This window comes from Apibacter raozihei (assembly GCF_004014855.1).
GTDB lineage: Bacteria > Bacteroidota > Bacteroidia > Flavobacteriales > Weeksellaceae > Apibacter > Apibacter raozihei.
This window is the reverse complement of the sequence record NZ_CP034930.1, coordinates 1,678,368-1,698,630: the sequence shown is the minus strand read 5'-3', so window position 1 is coordinate 1,698,630 and position 20,263 is coordinate 1,678,368. Positions and strand designations below refer to the sequence as shown.

General features: G+C 31.4%; 17 protein-coding genes. 8 read left to right on the top strand and 9 right to left on the bottom strand.

Annotation, left to right across the window (positions count from 1 at the left end; translation table 11 throughout):
- Positions 1-3: 3 nt before the first annotated feature.
- Both EOV51_RS07600 and EOV51_RS07595 read right to left on the bottom strand, forming a co-directional pair.
- Positions 4-1,032 (bottom strand): PLP-dependent cysteine synthase family protein, encoded by a 1,029-nt coding sequence (locus tag EOV51_RS07600; RefSeq protein WP_128151487.1) that lies wholly within the window; start codon positions 1,030-1,032, stop codon positions 4-6.
- A 151-nt stretch (positions 1,033-1,183) separates the two neighbouring features.
- Positions 1,184-2,347, bottom strand: a complete 1,164-nt coding sequence (locus EOV51_RS07595) for a GlmU family protein (RefSeq protein ID WP_128151485.1) — start codon at positions 2,345-2,347, stop codon at positions 1,184-1,186.
- Between the two features lie 149 nt (positions 2,348-2,496).
- Between EOV51_RS07595 and EOV51_RS07590 the strand changes: the two genes are divergently transcribed.
- Positions 2,497-2,895 carry a methylglyoxal synthase gene (locus tag EOV51_RS07590; protein WP_128151483.1) on the top strand — a complete coding sequence of 133 codons (399 nt, stop codon included), beginning with the start codon at positions 2,497-2,499 and terminating at the stop codon, positions 2,893-2,895.
- Positions 2,896-2,930: 35 nt separating this feature from the next.
- On the opposite strand, the gene EOV51_RS07585 is transcribed toward EOV51_RS07590, so the two are convergent.
- From EOV51_RS07585 to EOV51_RS07570, 4 genes are all read right to left on the bottom strand, one after another.
- The gene (locus EOV51_RS07585; protein WP_128151481.1) at positions 2,931-5,651 is read right to left on the bottom strand and encodes a TonB-dependent receptor; all 2,721 of its coding nucleotides are present in this window, start codon (positions 5,649-5,651) and stop codon (positions 2,931-2,933) included.
- Positions 5,652-5,772: 121 nt separating this feature from the next.
- The gene (locus EOV51_RS07580) at positions 5,773-6,258 is read right to left on the bottom strand and encodes a hypothetical protein (RefSeq protein WP_128151479.1); all 486 of its coding nucleotides are present in this window, start codon (positions 6,256-6,258) and stop codon (positions 5,773-5,775) included.
- A gap of 185 nt (positions 6,259-6,443) precedes the next feature.
- Positions 6,444-7,124 (bottom strand): SIR2 family NAD-dependent protein deacylase, encoded by a 681-nt coding sequence (locus EOV51_RS07575; protein WP_128151477.1) that lies wholly within the window; start codon positions 7,122-7,124, stop codon positions 6,444-6,446.
- A 71-nt stretch (positions 7,125-7,195) separates the two neighbouring features.
- Positions 7,196-9,262, bottom strand: coding sequence for a protein-disulfide reductase DsbD family protein (locus EOV51_RS07570; RefSeq protein ID WP_128151475.1), 2,067 nt, complete (start codon positions 9,260-9,262; stop codon positions 7,196-7,198).
- A gap of 266 nt (positions 9,263-9,528) precedes the next feature.
- Here EOV51_RS07570 and EOV51_RS07565 point away from each other — a divergent pair, with 266 nt between their 5' ends.
- Positions 9,529-10,533: a helix-turn-helix transcriptional regulator gene (locus tag EOV51_RS07565; RefSeq protein WP_128151473.1), complete on the top strand. Its 1,005-nt coding sequence runs from the start codon at positions 9,529-9,531 to the stop codon at positions 10,531-10,533.
- 29 nt (positions 10,534-10,562) lie between these two features.
- Here the strand turns inward: EOV51_RS07565 and EOV51_RS07560 are convergent, their stop codons facing one another.
- The 3 genes from EOV51_RS07560 to tilS all read right to left on the bottom strand — a co-directional run bounded on the left by EOV51_RS07560 (position 10,563) and on the right by tilS (position 13,796).
- The gene (locus tag EOV51_RS07560; protein ID WP_128151471.1) at positions 10,563-11,879 is read right to left on the bottom strand and encodes a YihY/virulence factor BrkB family protein; all 1,317 of its coding nucleotides are present in this window, start codon (positions 11,877-11,879) and stop codon (positions 10,563-10,565) included.
- A gap of 95 nt (positions 11,880-11,974) precedes the next feature.
- Positions 11,975-12,448, bottom strand: coding sequence for a hypothetical protein (locus EOV51_RS07555; RefSeq protein ID WP_128151469.1), 474 nt, complete (start codon positions 12,446-12,448; stop codon positions 11,975-11,977).
- Between the two features lie 43 nt (positions 12,449-12,491).
- Entirely contained in the window at positions 12,492-13,796 is a 1,305-nt protein-coding gene (tilS, locus tag EOV51_RS07550; protein WP_128151467.1) for a tRNA lysidine(34) synthetase TilS, read from the bottom strand.
- 189 nt (positions 13,797-13,985) lie between these two features.
- Here tilS and EOV51_RS07545 point away from each other — a divergent pair, with 189 nt between their 5' ends.
- From EOV51_RS07545 to EOV51_RS07520, 6 genes are all read left to right on the top strand, one after another.
- Complete coding sequence (locus tag EOV51_RS07545; RefSeq protein WP_128153318.1) at positions 13,986-14,993, top strand: o-succinylbenzoate synthase; 1,008 nt, start codon at positions 13,986-13,988, stop codon at positions 14,991-14,993.
- Between the two features lie 197 nt (positions 14,994-15,190).
- Positions 15,191-16,192 (top strand): AMP-binding protein, encoded by a 1,002-nt coding sequence (locus EOV51_RS07540; protein WP_128151465.1) that lies wholly within the window; start codon positions 15,191-15,193, stop codon positions 16,190-16,192.
- 171 nt (positions 16,193-16,363) lie between these two features.
- Entirely contained in the window at positions 16,364-17,272 is a 909-nt protein-coding gene (locus EOV51_RS07535; protein ID WP_317126956.1) for a carbonic anhydrase, read from the top strand.
- Between the two features lie 284 nt (positions 17,273-17,556).
- Positions 17,557-17,835 (top strand): hypothetical protein, encoded by a 279-nt coding sequence (locus EOV51_RS07530; protein WP_128151463.1) that lies wholly within the window; start codon positions 17,557-17,559, stop codon positions 17,833-17,835.
- Positions 17,836-17,939: 104 nt separating this feature from the next.
- Entirely contained in the window at positions 17,940-19,547 is a 1,608-nt protein-coding gene (locus EOV51_RS07525) for a SulP family inorganic anion transporter (protein ID WP_128151461.1), read from the top strand.
- A gap of 36 nt (positions 19,548-19,583) precedes the next feature.
- The gene (locus tag EOV51_RS07520; protein ID WP_128151459.1) at positions 19,584-20,231 is read left to right on the top strand and encodes a carbonic anhydrase family protein; all 648 of its coding nucleotides are present in this window, start codon (positions 19,584-19,586) and stop codon (positions 20,229-20,231) included.
- Positions 20,232-20,263 lie beyond the last annotated feature (32 nt).

The window sequence follows — 20,263 nt, the reverse complement described above, 5'->3', positions numbered from 1 at the left end:
TTGTTATACTTTTTCTACCGTAGCGTGAGATTCCAGACCGTTTAAACGGCTAGTTACGAATCCCTGGGCCTTCATCCAGTCATCACTAAAAACTTTAGTCATATAACGGGATCCATGGTCAGGAAATATTAATACTACTACGGAGTTTTCATCGAAACTATCGGCAATCTGACGGGCTGCTGTTAAGCTGGCTCCACTGGTATAACCGACCATCATAGCTTCTTTAAGAGCAAGCTCACGGGTAGCGTAAGCACTAGGCTCGTCAGAAACTTTCACATATTCATCGATAACGGAAAAATCTAATGCTTCGGGAATCAGGTTTTTACCTAAACCTTCTATCTGATACGGTCGAATTTCATTAGGATCCAGCTCTCCTGTTTCAAAATATTTTTTCAGCACTGAGCCTACGGCATCTACGCCGATAATCTTAATATCAGGATTTTTTTCTTTTAAAAACTGAGCGGCACCGCTAAGCGTTCCTCCTGTTCCGGTACATCCTATCAGGTGAGTAATTCTTCCCTGAGTCTGATCCCAAATTTCGGGTCCGGTAGTTAAATAATGTGATTCTGTATTTTCTTTATTAAAGTACTGATTAATATAAATGGAATTCGGTGTTTCTGCTGCAATGCGTTTGGCAACCTCATAATATGATCTGGGATCATCGGCAGGTACATTCGCAGGGCAAAGATACACTTTGGCACCCATTGCTTTTAAAAAAGAAATCTTTTCAGGTTTGGTCTTATCACTAACGGCTAAAATACATTTATATCCTTTGACAATGCTAACCATGGCAATTGAAAAGCCTGTATTACCGGAAGTGGTTTCCACAATTGTGGCTCCGGGTTGTAACAGTCCTTGTTTTTCAGCATTCTCAATAATATGAAGTGCAATTCTGTCTTTAGTTGAATGTCCGGGATTATAGCATTCGAGTTTTGCAAAAAACTCACCCTTCATCCCTTCTGTTACTTTATTCAAGCGAACTAACGGCGTATTGTTAATTAACTCAAGAACATTATTGTAAGTTCCAGCCATTCTATTCAATTCTTTTATTAATTTTTATAATTAATTTTAAGGGGCAAATTTATGATTTTTTTTTGTTACAAAAAATTTAACTGTATGAAATTTGACATAAATGCCCTGTTCTTAAATTTTTTCGAAATAATTTTAAACATTTAGTATAAAATTAAATAAGTTCCTCATATATATAGGTTAAAATCTGCTTATCTGTTTCTGTTAACTCCGCTCCTCTCCTCATCATAGCTCGCTCAGCAACTTCGAAAGCTTTGTTTATCTGAAACAAGGGACTTTCCGATTTTCCACCCCATGAAAAAGATTTAATAAGATGCGGAGGAAAACCTGCAACAAATATATTGGCAGAAACACCTACTACGGTACCGGTATTAAACTGTGTGCTTATAGCCGCTTTGGAATGATCTCCCATAATTAGCCCAGCAAACTGCAATCCAGTTTTAATAAATCCCTGTTTCGTGTAATTCCAGCATTTTACTTCCGCATAATTATTTTTCATATTGGAAGAATTGGTATCTGCCCCAAGATTGCACCATTCACCCAATACGGAATTACCCAAAAAACCTTCATGCCCTTTGTTGGAGTACCCGGTAATAACAACATTGTTTACCTCTCCTCCAATTTTGGAATAAGGTCCTATAGTTGTCCCACCATACACTTTAGAGCCCATATGAATTTTAGCTCCTTCACACATAACCAGAGAACCTCTAATCATGGAACCTTCCATAATTTCAGCATTTTTACCTAAGTAAATCTCGCCTTCTCGGGTGTTTAAAATTACATGCTCTGCGAGCACTCCTTCTTCAACAAAAATCCGTGTAGGATCTCCAATAATTTTAACAGTATCGGATAACTGAAGGGAATTTCTTCCCTGAGTAATCAGTGAAAAATCATAGGATATTGCCTGCCTGTTATAACTAAACAAATCCCAGGGATACTGTATATGAAAACTCCCGGGGCTTATCTCAACTTTCCTGCCAAAATTTCCGGATATAAAGTCTTCATAGGAAAGATTTGATGCAATCAATTCACCTTCAGAGAAAAGTGATTCTCCTTTTTGCAGATTTTTTATTGAAAGTATAAGCTCCAAATTTGGAAAGTAAGCCGGATTTATAAACCAATTGTTATCTTCTATACAAACCGGATATTTTGCGGATAGATATTTTCGGGTCAAAAAGGAAACTTTTTCAGTCTGAAGTATTTTTTTCCATCGTTCTGTAAAGGTTAAGATTCCCATTCTGAGTTCTGCCACCGGACGGGTAAAGGTCAGAGGTAGTAAATCAGAATATTCATTTCCATCAAACAGGATAATATTCATTATACTAATATTTCTATTACTTGTTCAAAGATAAAAAATAAGTTACGAAACGCATTAGTATTTATCTATAAAAGTGATTAATTACTCATTTTGATAGATGGATACAAGGTTTTTAGTTATCTTTGAATAGATAATAATATCAAACGTTAATGGAAATAGCGATAATAGCCCACGATGGACGAAAAGCTGATATGGTGGCTTTTTTAATGTCTCACTTAAAGGTTTTAAAACAGCATAATGTTAATTTAATTGCAACAGGTACCACGGGTTCTTTTGTTGAAGAAGCGGGACTAGAAGTTAAAAAGTTTAAGTCCGGACCTTTAGGGGGAGATGCACAAATTGCCGCCCGTGTAGTGGACGGTCTAACCGATTTAGTGATCTTTTTCAGAGATCCGCTGGGTAAACATCCTCATGAACCTGATGTCAATATGCTGCTTCGGTTATGTGATTTACATAATGTTCCTTTAGCTACTAATAAAGCGACTGCAGAAATAGTCATCAATTCTTTACAATTTATAGGATCTAAAAGCAAAGACAAAAAAATATAGCCAGTTGTATGATTGCTATTAAATATATGGGATTATTAGCCTGAGATACCGAGCCTGTAAATAAAACTTAGTAAAAAATAGCGTTTTAAAACCTGACTCTGTATATCTGAAACCTGATTTCCGTTAATTACGCGCATAATATTGTTTCTTTTATTAAGAATATCGTAAAGCTGTAGTCTTAATTCACCTTTTCCTCCTTTTAAAAATGATTTTGAAATAGCCATATTCCAAAGTATTTTTTCTTTTTGAACATTGGATGAATATCCATGGTCGTAAAGATAGCTAATATAGTTTTGAAACTGTATGTCAAATGGAAGATCCCATTGTACGAGATTGGTAATTCCCCAGGAAGTAATTTTAAGGTTTGAAACTGACGACAGATTATTTTCTGTTCTTTTATTTTGATAAAAACCGGTAAGATTTAATAATAAGTCTCCGGGATTATAATCTATGGATATAGATGAATTAACACTATAGTCATCTGTAATGTTTTTTTGGTCATTCATAAATGCCAATTGTCTCTGATAGGAACTTCCCAAGCTGAATTCAAGTGTAAGGTCCGTTTGTTTTACAGGGAAATTATAGCTGCCATTCAGGTTTCCTCCCCAATTACCATTCACATTTTTGTATGTACTCGCCGTATTACCTAATTTGTCTATAAAAGTATAACTTACTATCTGATTGGAAATATAGTTCAGATTCCCGATAATAGAGAAAAATCTTCCGGAATTTAGATTTGTTTTTTGATATACAAAATCAAAATTATTGGATGATGTAGCTTTGAGATCGGGATTTCCATAATTTTTGTTTGTTGGACTAATAGTTGTGGTATCTTTAGTTATCTGTTCAAATCCGGGCTGGGTAACATTGCCGAAATAGTTGAATTTAAAAACTTTGTTTTTTTTAGGATTATATTGGAATCTTCCAAAGGTGGAATAGTTAATTATTTTCTGATTCATTTTCTGAATCGTATAGCTACCTATGTGTATTTTTTTTCCAGATTCTGTAGGTTCTGCATTAACTCCAAGAGCATATTCAAATTTATCATATACTGTCTGAAAATTAAGCTGAATGTTTTGTTTGTTGAAATAGGATTCTGATTCTCTTGTATAAACAGAATCAAGTCTGGCATATATTCCTTCATCATTTTTGTTTAATGCCTTATAATTTCTTTCTACATCCATTCTTTGAAAAGCATAGGAAGCCATAAAGATACTTTTTTTTCCGATAGGTTCTGTATAAGAGATTGTTGCATTATATCCTGATGTCTGATTTTTGGAAACAAGCTGTTGATCCATTTCTACTTCTGAGCTATCAGCATCATAAAAAGTTTGTGATTTTTGATTTCCATCTTCTTTTTCGTGATTATAATCACCGTCTAATGAAAGACTTAAAGTCCTGCCTTTTTCGTTAAGCTTCCATCCAAGTGTAAGAGAACCTCTAAGTTCATTGGCTATTCCTGATATTTTAGATTCCGAATTTTCTCGGGTAGTGTTATTTAAATTAGAGAAAGTCTGACTTTCAAACAAAGTCTTTGCTTCTTTTTCCTGATGATTTCCGGATAAGCGCATAAACAATGTTAAATTTGATTTTGATTCCGAACTAAGATTAATTCCAAAAGAAGTATTTTTTTGCTCTTGTTTATCCAGGGAGAAGTTATGCGAAGTTCTTTCTTCGTCTGATAAGAAATACCGGGTATTTTCGGTACTGGTCAACCGGTTTATTTCTTCATTATAAAGAAGATTGCTTTCAACTTTTAATTTATTTTTATTTTCATAAGTCCCATTTAATCCTATAGTCCGTTCGGAAATAATTCCTTCTCCATTATCAGAGTAAGACTCAATATCATCTAAACTTCCATTAGTATTATTTGCATCGCCTAACAAAGAAATTTGTGTGGTTTTTCCTAAATAGTTAAGCAGGGTTTTATAATTATAATGCTTATCACTTCCATATCCTGCTGAAACATTTCCAAAAAGATTGTTCTTATACTCTTCTTTCACATTAAGATTAAGAACCTGATTTCCGTCACCTTCTTTTATTCCTGTTATTTTAGATAAGTCTGAAGATTCTTTATAAAGCTCTATACTTTTCACCATATCAGAAGGTAAATTGGTCAACGCTAAATGGATGTCATTATCAAAAAACTGTCTTCCATCAATTAATATCTTATGTACCGGTTTGCCGTTAGCTTTAATATTACCGTTTTTATCTATGGTGAGCCCCGGCACTTTTCTTAAAAGTTCCTGAAGAAGAGAGCCTTTCCTTACTTTATATTGAGATGCGTCATACTGAATGGTATCTCCTTTCATTATAATCTTAGATTTTTTTGCTGTTATTATAATGTTTCCTATGAGAACTGACGAATCGTTTTCTGAGTCATAGTTTTCTTCTTTTTGACTTTTGTTTGAGGTGAGATAAGCTATAAATAAGTTATTTGCATTAAATTTAATTACTTTCAATTTCCCATTAAATTCTTTGTAATTGTCTAACTTAACTTTAATTAAATAATCTCCTTTTTTTAAATTAAAACTAAATAATCCTGTACTATCCGTATTGGTTTCTTTAATAAAATCTCCTGAATAATTATATACACGGATATTCGCTGTTTTACGTACCGGAAGCACAGTTTCTTTATCTAAAAGTTGCCCGTTGATTATAATTAAGGAATCTGAACCGGTTTTAGAAACCGGTACCTGAATTTCCTGTAAATTTTTTGCAAAGACAAACTGCTCTGTTAGTAAAAATAAAAACAACAGAAAAGTAAACTTTTTTATAACATCTGATTTAACCAATTATTTATGAGAATATTAGAAATTAACTACTAAAAAATAATGTGACTTAGATTTCTGATATAACAATATCTCTGCTTATATATTATCTGTACTGCGTATAATGACAGAAACCTGAGGAATCGAACTTCAGATGAATTTTTTGTTTTAATTTCTTTAATTCTACTTCGTATCCGTTCTGACTTGATGCAATTTCAGTTAGTTCCCAACCGGTGAATTGTGAAGTTATTAAATTACTGACTTCTCCGGGAAAATAGGTTAGTAATTGAACAGGTACTGATTCTTTGGATGATTTAATTTTTTTTATAGTGTTGTTTTTATGTGCTATTTCTACATTAAGACCATTAAATGTTGACAATTTTAAAATAGAAGCTCCTTTTGATATACGTTTCAAATTAACCACTCCACCTAAATGCTCTCCTACAAGAATTTGCACATACATAGGAATTTTAGCTGATTTAACAGATATTTCAGGGTTTTCTACTGCTTTTAAAGCCTGATCTTTTACATTTTCAGCAAATGTAACTGTAGATAAAACTAAAGCGACTATAGAATAAATGAACTTTTTCATATATGTATTGCAATTCATAGGTTTATAAACAAATGTAACGATAATAATTAATCAAAAAAGAATCTTTAACGATAAAATTGATTTTAATTTGTAATACAATTGCTTATTTACTTGTTCTTAAACACATGTAAGATAAAAAATTTATATTATTCTATAGTTTTTGTATTTAAAACCGTTTAATTTTTTTAAACCATGAGACTTTTCACCGACTGCAATCCTTTGGTGGCAGGCTCCTGAATAAATGTAACTTCTCTACCTAAAGGTGAGTCGAACGAGTTCGGATCAATTACATATATGGGGGCTGAAGCAGGAACGTAATCTAATAAGGATGCAGCAGGATATACCTGAAGTGACGTGCCTATAACCATAAAAATATCTGCCGTTTGAGCAATTTGTATTGCTTCTTCCATTTTAGGTACGGCTTCGCCAAACCAAACTATATCCGGACGAAGCTGTCCGCCATCTTCTGCCAACTGGCCTAATTGAATTTCTTCGAGCGTTTCATATACCAGCGATTCATTGGTTTCACTTCTTACCTTATTAAGTTCGCCGTGAAGATGAAGTATGTTAGTGGAACCAGCTCGTTCATGAAAATTGTCTACATTTTGAGTAATGATATAAACATTATATTCAGATTCCAGTTCTTTTAACAGATAATGTGCCTGATTGGGTTGATGATCTTTAAGTTCGGATCTTCTCATATTATAGAAATCTAATACGAGTTTAGGATTTTTAAACCATCCTTTTATAGAGGCTACTTCTGATATATCATATTTTTCCCATAGACCTCCGGAATCTCTAAATGTACTTAAACCACTTTCCGCACTAATACCCGCTCCGGTTAAAACAACCAGTTTCTTTTTCATATTTGTTTTTTAATTTAAAATTACAAAATCTAAACTGACCAAAAAATTTAAGCTATATGATTCTTGTCGGTTTATGGCTTTTTTAACTCTTTATAAGTATTTATACCACAATTGAGGAATTGTTTAAAGTCTTCTTTATCCATATAACCTGCTACCGGCTCATTCAGTATTTTGCTATCCGGTGTTACCAACACATAAAAAGGCTGAGAATTAGAGCTGAAATTTTCTCGCTGAAATGTAGACCATTTATTCCCTATGGTTCGTATTTTTCTTTTCCTACCCTCTTTAAGCTGTATTGTTTGTTGTTCATTTTCAGGTAAATATTCGGAATCATCAACATATAAGGAAGCGATAACTACTTTATCATTCAATAGTTGCCATACATCCGGCTCGCTCCAAACGAATTCTTCCATTTTACGACAATTTTCACAGCCATAACCTGTAAAGTCTATTAATACGGGCTTATTTTCTTTTTTGGCAATTTCAATTGCTTCGTAATAATCATGAATAATTCGTAAACCTAAGACTCCTTTATCTTGTTTGTTTTTATAAATACTAACGTTCAAAGGAGGTGTAATACCGCTTAATAATTTTAAATTAGGCTTTTCTGAAGGAAAAACACCGGGTATCATGTATAGGGCTACAACAGCAAAAATAAGAGCAAAAATTTTACGCCCTGTTCCTATTTTTATTTTTTTACTGTCGTGAGGAAAACGTATCACTCCTAACAAATATAATACAATTGCAATTGCTATAATGATCCAAAGGGCTATAAAAATTTCTCTTTTAAGAAGAAACGTTTTAGCTACTAAATCCGCTTTAGAAAGAAATTTTAATGCCAATGCCAGCTCCATAAATCCTAAGACAACTTTGATAGTGTTCATCCATCCTCCGGATTTTGGCATGTTATGCAAAAACTGAGGAAATAAAGCAAATCCTCCAAAAACCATTGCCCATGCCAATCCACAACCTCCAAAAGCCAACGTTAACTGAGTCGGATTTTGTATAGCATTTGCCAAAATACTTCCTAATACCGGTCCTGTACAGGAAAAGGAAACTATAACTAGCGTTAAAGCCATGAAAAACAAACCGATAAATCCTCCAGACTCTGATGCTTTATCAGATTTATTAGCCATCCAGCTAGGGAGTGTAATATCGTAGTACCCAAAAAAACTAAAGGCAAAGATTATAAATATGATAAAGAATATCAAATTTAGCCATACATTGGTAGATATCTGGTTAAAAATGTCCGGATTTATACCACTTATTAAGTGAAACGGAAGTGTGAAAAGCAAGAAGATTAAAAGAATAAAGAAAGCATAAAGCAAAGCATCTTTTCTTCCCTGATTTTTACTTTTCGCTTGTTTGGTAAAATAAGAAATGGTAAGTGGAATCATTGGATATACACAAGGAGTCAATAGAGCAATAAGTCCTCCGATAAATCCAAAAATAAATATCCATCCATTGCTTTCATCCTGAATTATTTTTTCTCCACATTCTTTATTTATTGGATTTTTTCTATCTAAACTGGGTATTAGTATTTGATTTTTAGATATAATAGTATTTTCTTTTTCTAACTTTGAACCGTTATTTGAGGTAAGTAAGGAATCTTTTGTTAACTTTTTCTCAGATAATTCCAAAGCAGGGTTCTCATTATTTTCTTCTTTTTGCTCTTCGGTATTTCTTTTCTGAGGAGAAACTTCTAATGAGAAGGACTCTCCATCGGGTGCTAAACAAACTTTATCATTACATATCTGAAATTCTACATCTGCTTCAAAATGAACCGGCTTATCTCCGAGAACCTCGAATTTCTGATGATATTCTACTTTATTAGAATAGTATACTAAGGTACCCTCAAAAACCTCTGAATATTCTTCAATTTTTTTTCCTACTTCTTTAGTTGAACCTATCAGCTTTATATTATTACTTTTTGGGTAGGTTAGTGCAGTCGGAATAGCATTTTCAACCTTGGTTTCTTTTGAATAAACATGCCAGCCCGGTTCAAGAGTTGCTGTAAATATAGCTTCGTATAGATTATCCTTTACAGGTATTATTTCTGCCTTCCATTTTACAGGAGTTTTTATTTGCGAGTGTGCAAATGCTGTAATAAGCACCAATAGCCAAAATAGTTTCTTCATATCAGGTTCTGTTCATTACAAATATTCGATTCAAAATTACTATTTTTTAGTTATTACCAACTCAGCTTTTTAGAAATATTCTTATAACTTCATAATCATAAATTATACATATACAAATAAAAATTTAAACATAATCTTTAAATCCGTATATAAAAATTATCAGATATCTCAAAATTAATTTTTGATTGTAAAAAGACAGCTAATCAATTAAAATACTGTTATTTTATTAAGTATTATATTTGTAAAATATTAATAAAATATCTTAAATGATAAAAGATTTATGGAAATTCGTTTCCAATATTGGTGTTGATTTAGAAACAGATCCTTTGAGTAAATGGTCCGTTAAATTACTCAATCAGTTTACTATTATAGTGTTCTTTGTATTTTTCTTTCATTCTTTACATAATTTTTTTTACATAAAAGATATACATTCAGGCGATATATTATTAACTCTTTCATTGTTTCTTTTATTAACTTTTTTTTATCCCCAACTGCGTCGTATAAAGTTTTTAGTAGGTATAGTATTTATCATTTTGGCAACCATTATTTTTTTTTACGAATCATATTCAGGTACGGAATCTGGAATTACTTTTTATTATTTTTCACTATTACTGGCTATCCCCTTTATATTTGATTTTGAAAAAGACAAGATATTGATATTCGGAATTATTATTGTAATAATGATATATATACCTATTAATATTGTAACTAATTATTCGCTATTTACCAATCATTCACTAACACTTGAAGTAAAACGAAATACTTTTCTTGTTTCGCTTTCTATAAGTTTTATGATAGCAATTATTGATCTAATATTTATAATTAAAAAAAATATTGCTATTTATAAATTATACAGCATTTCTATTGAAAATGAATTTATTCTTCAAAAACAAAAACAACAAATAGCCTTTCTACGAAGTGATGAAAAAAATAATACATTTAGAGATCAAGAGTTAACGCAGCTGGCAGTTACTAAGGATCCTTCATTTTTTTCAATATTTACAAAGGTTTATCCTTCATTTTGCCATATACTTTTAGACAGTGCTCCTAATCTGACATTATCTGAACTTGAACTTTGTGCGTATATTAAATTAAATTTTTCGACTAAGGAAATTGCCCAGTATGCCTCTTTATCTGTTCGTGCAGTAGAAGGCAGAAAATTCCGAATCAGGAAAAAATTAAATATGAAGTCTGAAAAGGAATTGGTAAGCTGGATGATGGACATAGATTTTTTTGAAATTCCATATACGGTAAAAAAACTCCCCCTTTAAAGCTTATTAATTATTAAATTAAAATTACATTAAATATCTTTTAATAATATATTACCTTCTTTTTCCTTAATCATTTTTTTGACTTCCACAGTTTTATCCCACAAACTCCTCAATTCTCCGTGAATGTCCAGCTTAAAATTTTCCGAGCCATACCTATCTATCTTTGTAAAAAAATAACCAATCGTAATTTTATTGATGTCTATGGAAGGGATGTAAGCTAAAACTAGTGAATCATCTGTCGGAGTTTCTATAATAATACCAACTTGTAATAAATAAAACAAGGAATCACTGGTTAATTGTGTCGGAATTTTATACTTTTCCGACAATTCATCAGCTGTATAAGGTTTTTCGCCTTTTTCAAAACGTTTAACAATAAGAGTAGCAATAAGTAATAGCACAAAATCTTTATAACGACGACTTATATTTGTTATTTCTTTTTCAAAACTAAACTTGTTAACATTTTGATATGCAAAGGATAACTGAACACCAAATAGACAGATAAACCAACTAAGCTGAAGCCACAATAATAGTAAAGGTAGTGCTGCAAAACTACCATAAATGGCATTATATTTTGATATCCAAATCTGACCGGAAATATATAGCATCTGAAATACCTGAAAACAGGTTCCGCTGAAAGTACCGGCAAGCAAAGCTGCACTAAACCTGACTTTCGTATTAGGCATGTACAGGTAAAGCAATGTAAATAAAATAATGGTAATTACGTAAGGTGCAATTTTAATAATTGTACTAACTACTGAGCCTATAATGTTTATATCTATAGTTGATGATAATAAAATAGATAAACCTGCATTACATATAAGGAAAACAGGAAATATTATAATTAATGCCAGATAATCAGTGAATTGTCTAAAAATAGTACGTCCTTTTTTTATTCTCCATATGGTATTAAAATTATCTTCAATGCTGGATAGAAGCATAATAACGGTATAAAGAAGAACAACTACACCAATACCTAAAAATATTCCACCCTGAGCATATTCAATTGATTTATCAATAAATTGCATAGCTTTAGCCAATACTTCTTCCTGACCTGCAAAATATTGAAATAGCTGACTTTTAACAATATTCTGAAATCCAAATCCTCTAGCAATAGCGAATAGTACAGCTAATAAGGGAATAATGGATAATAAAGAGCTATATGTAAGCGCTCCTGCTCTTGTATTGAGCTGTGAGCCGTTTATATTTCTAAATGTTAACAAAAATGCTTTAATTACATTAAACAGACCTATTTTCCTTACAGTACTATCATTCTCTGTAATCCGCCAGATATCATAGGTAAGAAAATTGAGTAGTTTGCGTATTTTTGCCCTTATTCTAGCAAGCATTTATTTATTTTTTAGTTATAATAAAACAAATTTACTATTTGTTTTTGAATTATTTATTGTTGTCAATTAAAGTCTCTGTTTAAAAAAATAAAAGTCTACTTTTTAACAGCTGATAAACTGATAAGAATAACTGCTGCCAGCTCATTCGAATTTAAACTACCTTCAACAGTAAATAATATATGGCTTGCTAATCTTGAATTTCCGTCATATATTTTATTCCCCTCTTTAGATGCCAAAAGGCTGTTATCCGTATCGTATATTCTGTTTCTTTCTATTAGTATAACCAAGTCTTTTCTATAAATGGATTTCTTTTTGTACACTCTGTAATCATTCCTGATAGTAAATAAAATATCTCTGTCGGTGCCATAATTTTTATAATATATTTTATCCTCTTTTATATTGCATATAATTATACCTTTTAAACTTCCGGCAAAGATTTTTCCATTCATAATTGTAAAAAGTAAATCTTTATCTGAAGAAGAATCACCTTTATATATTTTTGTCTGGGCATAACTAAATGCAATAAAAAAGAAAGTAGTCAGTAACAGAATATATCGGAATATTTTCATGTTTAAAAATTAAATTAATTAAATACGTTTTTCCAACTCAATTTTAGACACCTTCATTTGAAACAAAGCTCATGCCCAAATATTTTGTTGTTGTCGTAGTAACTTTAAACCTATTATCGAGCCTGTAATTAATAAGCCATATAATTTTACCATCAGCATTACATAAAACCAATACTTTAGTTTTATTAAAAACTGAAATTTTCAGATCTTTAAGATATTTGCTTATTTTTTTTTTTCCATTTCCATTTATAGGGTAAAAGTAATCACCTTCTTGCCAATTACGGATATATATAGGTAATTTAACTTTCTCCCAATCTATCATTTCATTATACATACCATTATCTGGTGATACTTCTAATGACAACTTTAAAGGTAAAGGAAATGAATCTTGTAATGGAATTTTATCAATAACTTCGAAAACTTTAGGCTGATCAATAATAATAGGCTCTATGATTAAATGTTTCCTGTCAATCCATATTTTATGAGTCTTTGATTGAAAAGTACTTCCTGTAGAAGCTTTTAAAATATTATTCACATCATTTTCATCTGTAAATCCAAATTCTGAAAAAATAAGATAAACTAAAATAAAGTCTGACTTTTTAAATTGTTCCCTGTCAAATAGTTTGATTCCATGATTATTATTAATTAAAGCTTCTTCTGCCAATTCCCTGGATTTTTTTATAATAAATTGATGGGAAGAATCAATAATCTGCATACTTTTTTTAATTTGCGGCAAAAATGCCTGATTCATATTTTGTAATTCAGGAATAATAATGTGTCTGATTTTATTTCGTAAATAATCTAATTCTTGATTTGTATGATCCTCTCTCCACAAAATTTTTTTATTCAAGGCATACGATATTATTTCTTTCTGCGTACAGTTTAGTAAGGGTCTGAGAACTCTCCCCGCCAAATAATTCATACCGCTTAACCCTTTCAAACCAGAGCCTCTTAATAAATTTATGAAAAATGTTTCTGCCTGATCATTTAAATGATGAGCTGTTACTATATAATCAAAGGATTGATTCTTACATAATTCAAAAAAGTAATCGTATCGAAGTTTTCTAGCTGTCATCTCGACTGATTCCCTGTTTTTCTTTTCGGACAAAGTATCAAAGCGACGAACAAATAATTCTATTCCTTTTTGATCGCAATAATTTCTCACAAGATTTTCATCTTCAAGGGAATCTTCACCTCTAAGCTGGAAATTACAATGAACCACGCTATAATTCAAATCAGAACTGACAAATAAATCTAACAAAACCATACTATCTGCTCCCCCACTTACAGCAAGCAAATATTTTTTGTTTTTATTCAGTGAATCTAATGCTTTGTGAATCGTTTCCAATCTTTATTTTATTTATTCTTGAGTTATAATTAGGAAAATAATAGTATTGAAAATTATATTTAATATTTAATCCTAAATACAAAACTAAGCAAATCTATCAACCTTTGCTTTTATCAAATTTAGACAAAGATATCTTAATTTAGTGTTAATACCTGTGTACTTTTATTCCAGAGTGTTTATTTTTGTATGATGAAAGCAAGTTTCAACTGTTATGAATTAGTATTTAAAAATCCTGCTGGCACATCCAGAGGTACTTTAAAAACCAAACTTACTTATTTTTTAAAAATTAAAAGTCCTGACTTTGAGTATATAGGTGAGTGTGGCTTTTTCAAAGGCTTAAGTGCAGACAATGAATACGAATATGAAAACAAACTTCGCTGGGTATGTGAAAACATAGAGCTTGGTAAAGATTTCTTGATTGAATCATGTCTTGAATTCCCATCTATACAATTTGGTATTGAACAGGTTTTTTGCCAGCTGGAGAATAAAAAAGCAAACTTATACTTCACTTCTGATTTTACTAAAGGTACTCATGGTATTCCTATTAACGGATTAATATGGATGGGTAGTCTGGAATTTATGAAAAAACAAATCCGTGAAAAATTAAATACTAATTTTCACTGTATCAAGCTTAAAATCGGGGTTGACTGGAACGGAGAACATGAAATACTTAAGAGTCTTCGAAATGAATTCTCATCCAGTCAATTAGAATTACGAGTTGATGCAAACGGAGGATTTACTCACGAAGAAGCTAAAATAGTTTTGGAACAGTTAGCTAAATTAAATATTCACTCTATAGAACAACCGATACGTGCCGGACAAATTGAAAAGATGGCTGATTTATGTAAAAATACTCCTGTGCCTATAGCTCTTGATGAAGAGCTTATTGGCAAATTCTATAGCAATGAGAAAATACAGCTTATTCAACAAATCCAGCCTCAATATATTATATTAAAACCGTCTCTCATAGGCGGATGGCAAGGTTCTCAAGAATGGATTAACATTGCAAAGGAGAACAATTCCGGATGGTGGATAACCTCTGCATTAGAATCTAACATTGGTCTGAACGCTATTGCGCAGTGGACTGCTGTTTTAAATACCAATATGCCTCAAGGGCTGGGCACAGGTGGATTATTTACCAATAATTTTACTTCAAATCTTGAAGTTAGAGGAGAGAAATTATTTTATAATCCCTGATATTTACTTTTTTGAATCAACGCTCCCTTATTAATTCTAAAAAAATTATCACAAAAACAATAAAGTTCTTATTTATATTTTTTTAACAAAAAACTTTTAACTTTAAATAATTAAATTGTAAATTAATAAAATAAATTTAGAATAAATATTTACATATTTAAATAACTGAAATAAAAAATTCAAAATTGCATTGTGACATGTTTTTATTAGATTTTTCAAAACCAATAAATATCCTTGAATTGCCTCAGGAAAAAGAATGGCAAAAAAACATCATTTCTTTTTTAAAAGACTGGTACAATAACTCAGAGACAATGGTAACTCAAACATCCGGTTCTACAGGAATACCTAAAGATATAGTATTGACGAAATCGGCTATGACAGAGAGTGCATCACTTACCGGGAAATATTTGAATTTATCTTCAGGGGATACTGCACTTCTTTGCATGCCTTCCTTATATATTGCCGGTAAAATGATGCTGGTTCGTTCTATAGTCTGGAATTTAAAATTATATTGTATTGAGCCGAGTTCATATCCCTTGAAAAATACTGATAAAAAGTTTACTTTTTCGGCCATGACTCCTATGCAGGTAGAGAAATCTTTAGAAAAAATTGAAAATATAGATAAATTGATCGTGGGAGGAGCTCAAATTCCTTCTTCGTTATTATCTAAACTTAAGTTCTTAAATACAGATGTTTATGAATCTTTTGGAATGACTGAAACTATTTCTCATATTGCATTGAAAAAGGTTTCGGGTAACTCCCCCTGCACCTCTTTCCAACTTCTCCCTAACACAAAAATCCGCGTGGACAGACGAGGCTGTTTATGTATTCAACCCTCTTTTCTCTCCGAAGAAATTATCACCAATGATTTAGTTTCAATTATTTCTGATCGGGAATTCGAATGGCAAGGAAGAATTGATAATATTATAAATTCAGGAGGAATAAAAATATTTCCTGAAAAGGTTGAAAAACAATTGAAATCAATAATCAATCGAGAATTTATAATCTCGTCCCGTGAAGATGCAGTATTAGGTAAAAAAGTAATTTTAATTGTTGAGGGTGATATTATTCCGGAACTTAAAGAAATGGTATCTCAGTTTACTTTCGATTCTAAATATGAAAAGCCTAAAGAAATTATTTACGTTAATCAATTTGAAAGAACTAAAACCGGAAAAATTATACGAAATAAAATTTTCTAAACTTTCTCAGCAATCACTTGAATAAAAAATAAAATTTAATATTTATTTTTTTGTAAAAAATTTAGTATTATTCTTTTTTTTTCATATCTTTATAACCAATTACATAGTTAATTAATAATAATTTATCTAATTATTTAATTAAACTACTAGGTTCATTTAAAAAACAAGCTTATGAAAAAACACAAATTAAATTTAAAAAAACTAAGTTCAATTCTTTTAGTTACCCTTACTGGAATCATGATATCTGCAAGTGCTGTATCTTATGCTAAAAATAGAACTATAAATTTAACAAGCCTTTTAAAAAAGAATATCCATCCAATAGATTCTGTCACAACAGCCTCAGTAGATTATAAAATTAATTACTTAAATAACACTCATTCAGAAATACAAATACTGTCTGATAATTCTCAATTTACTACTAATAATTTACCAAAGAGTTTTATCAGTCGTGTAAATTTAGATGACATAACTCCTCATCAGGCTTTGCAATATTTAAAAGACGGTAATTTTCGTTTCGTAAATAATTATAAAGTAAACAGAAATCTGATTCAGCAGGTAGAAGAAACACAAGCTGGTCAAAACCCTTTTGCTGTAACCGTAAGCTGCATGGATAGCAGAACTTCCGTTGAACATATTTTCGACCAGGGAATCGGAGATATTTTCAGTATCAGAAATGCCGGAAATGTGATAAATAATGATGTATTAGGTTCGTTGGAATATGCTTGTAAAGTTGTTGGTTCCAAACTGATTTTAGTCTTAGGGCATTCGCATTGCGGAGCTATAAAAGGAGCATGTAAACATTATGAATTGGGGCACCTAACCGGTTTGTTACATAAAATTCATCCGGCAATGAATAAAGTAGATAAAAACATTTTGGACAATGATAATCACCATGATGACTACGTTAATAAAGTAGGACATGAAAATGTAATTCATAGTATTGATGAAATTTTACGTAGAAGCCCTATACTTAAAGATCTTGTAGATCAGGGCAAAATAGGAATTACCGGCGGTTTTTATGATGTAAAAACAGGAAAAGTTGAATTTTTTGATGAAATCGTTTATAATTCTCCTAAATAAAAAAAATACATAAATTCTTTTTTCAGATACTAAATTTCAGTTACAATAAATATTTTTTATAGCATTTGGTTTCTCAAATAACTATTAATATATATATTTGTATACCTGTTAATACGAAAACAACTTAAAAAATAGTTACGCTTAAGATATGGTCTAATTTTTGCCGTAATATATTTTCCTGTTTTCTAAAATATTTAAAACTGAAATTTAGTAGTAAACATATCGTTACTTTAATACTGGCTTTTGTACTTACCTTTAATATTGGCAATAGTATAAATGCAATTATGTTTGTTAAAACAGATATGTTATCATATTGCGAAAAAAAAAGTGATAAACAAGCTTCAAAAAAAGATTCGCCGGTAAGTAAGAAAAACTCATCTAATAATCCTTTAAATGAAGAGGAGCATGACGATCAGAAGAAAATTTCTTACCATAGCCAGATACGTTCAGAGCGTCTTAGCTTTAATTTGTCTGAATCTCATAATCTTTTTCTTCAATTAAGTAAATATCAAATTTACCGGGAAATACCATCCCCTCCTCCCAATTTTAATTATTTTTCTTAAAACTATCTATTATGTACACTTTTTTATCTTATTAATAATTAATAGGATGCATCGCCTTGTGATCTGTTTTTAAGAAAAATAATTATTAATGAAATACATAAAAAATGTCTTCTAAACCTAATTTAAAAAATGATATAATAGCAGGAGTAGTTGTATCACTGGTAGCCATTCCTCTTTGTTTAGGTATAGCTCTTTCTTCAGGAATGCCACCATTTGCCGGTATGATTTCAGGTATACTGGGAGGAATTGTAATTGGTTGTATCAGCCGTTCTCAATTAAGTGTCAGCGGCCCTGCTGCCGGATTAATAACCATTGTAGCTACAGGGATTACTGATATTGGTATTAACGGAGTATTGTTAGCCGTATTTTTGGCCGGGTTATTCCAGATTGGGCTTTCTTTATTAAAAGCAGGAGGTATTGCCTATTATTTTCCTTCCAGTGTAATAGAAGGAATGCTTGCGGCAATCGGAATAACCATCATATTGAAAAACATTCCGACTCTTCTGGGTTTTCCTGAAGCTTTATCCGATGAAGAAACAGGATTCCAGTTTTACCAGAGGATTCTTTCAGATGTCTCTGAACATGTTAACGAAATAGCTTTAGGTACAGGAATTGTGGCCTTAATCTGTATGGTACTTTGGGATAAATATAAACCTAAAATTTTAAAAACAATTCCCGGAGCTTTAATAGCTGTAATTGTAGGTCTTGTAAGTTATTTCATATTCCAGAAAACCAATACTTCTTTTGAAGGAAGCGAACTGGTTCAGCTTCCGGTTGTAGAAAGTTTTAATTCTTTTACCCAATTATTTTTATTTCCTAATTTTGGTTTAATAGCAAATCCTAAAATCTGGGTACTGGCATTGACAATAGGTATGGTTGCATCCATTGAAACTTTATTAACTATAGAAGCTACAGATAAAATTGATCCATTAAGACGGGTGACTCCTACTAACAGAGAGCTTTTTGCTCAGGGAATCGGTAATTCATTAAGCGGATTAATAGGGGGGCTTCCAATCACTTCAGTAATTGTCAGATCAAAAGCAGGTTTGGTTGCCGGTGGACGAACGAAAACGACCACTATTGTACATGGAATTATTCTTTTATTAGGAGTATTATTTATAGCTAAATTTTTAAATATGATTCCTTTGGCTTCACTGGCTGCGATTTTAGTTGTTACCGGTTACAAATTATGTAATCCTGCCTTATTCAAACACGTTTTCAGCTTAAGTAAACACCAGTGGATTCCTTTTGTAATCACTGTATTGGCTATTTTACTTACAGATTTGCTTAAAGGTGTTGGAATAGGAATGCTGGTAGCTGTCTATTTTATTTTAAGAGGAAACATGAAATCGTGTTATACTATGTATATAACTCATGTTGATAACCAAAAATATATTCACCTTATCTTATCAGAGGAAATATCGTTTTTAAAAAAATCAACCATAATTAAAACTTTATCCCGGATTAAAAATAATTCCAACATAATTATTGATGCTGAAAAAACAGTTTATATAGATTTTGACGTTTTAGAATTGATACGTGAATTTAAGGCAGAAACTGCACCTCGTAAAAACATTAATTTAAAACTTATTAACTTTAAAGATGTTTACGAAATTCCTAACAATGGTGATGGTGTAAACTTAAGTGTTGCCAACACCCGTTCAGTAAAACTAGAAAATAAAAATATAGACAATTTAGATACAATCAAATAATATAAATTTAAACTACCTTTATAAAACAATAAATATATGAAAGCACATACAAAAGAAAATTTAATCTCTATAGATCCTCATCAAGCATTACAATATTTAAAAGACGGCAACTACCGTTTTGTCAACAATCTTAAAGTTAACCGTAATTTAATGCAGCAGGTAGAAGAAACCAATGAGGAACAGCACCCGTTTGCAGTTATAGTAAGCTGTATGGATAGCCGTACTTCTACTGAACACATATTTGACCAGGGAATTGGAGATATTTTCAGTATCAGAAATGCAGGAAATGTTGTTAATACAGACGTTCTGGGCTCATTGGAATATGCATGTAAGGTTGTAGGTTCCAAGCTTATTCTGGTTTTGGGGCATTCTCATTGCGGTGCTATCAACGGAGCCTGTAAACATTATGAATTGGGACACTTAACCGGCTTGTTACATAAAATTCATCCGGCTATGGAAAAAGTAGGAATTGATAATCCAGATGATGATAAAGAACATGAAGACTATGTTAACAAAGTTGCGCATGAAAACGTTATTCACAGTATTGATGAAATATTAGAGAAAAGCTCAATACTAAAAGAACTGGTTGATCAGGGTAAAATAGGTATTACCGGTGGTTTTTATAATGTAAAAACAGGTGAGGTTGAATTTTTCGATGAAATTATATATAACTCCCCAGAATAATATATTTAATAAAAAAACCGAGCAGTAAGCTC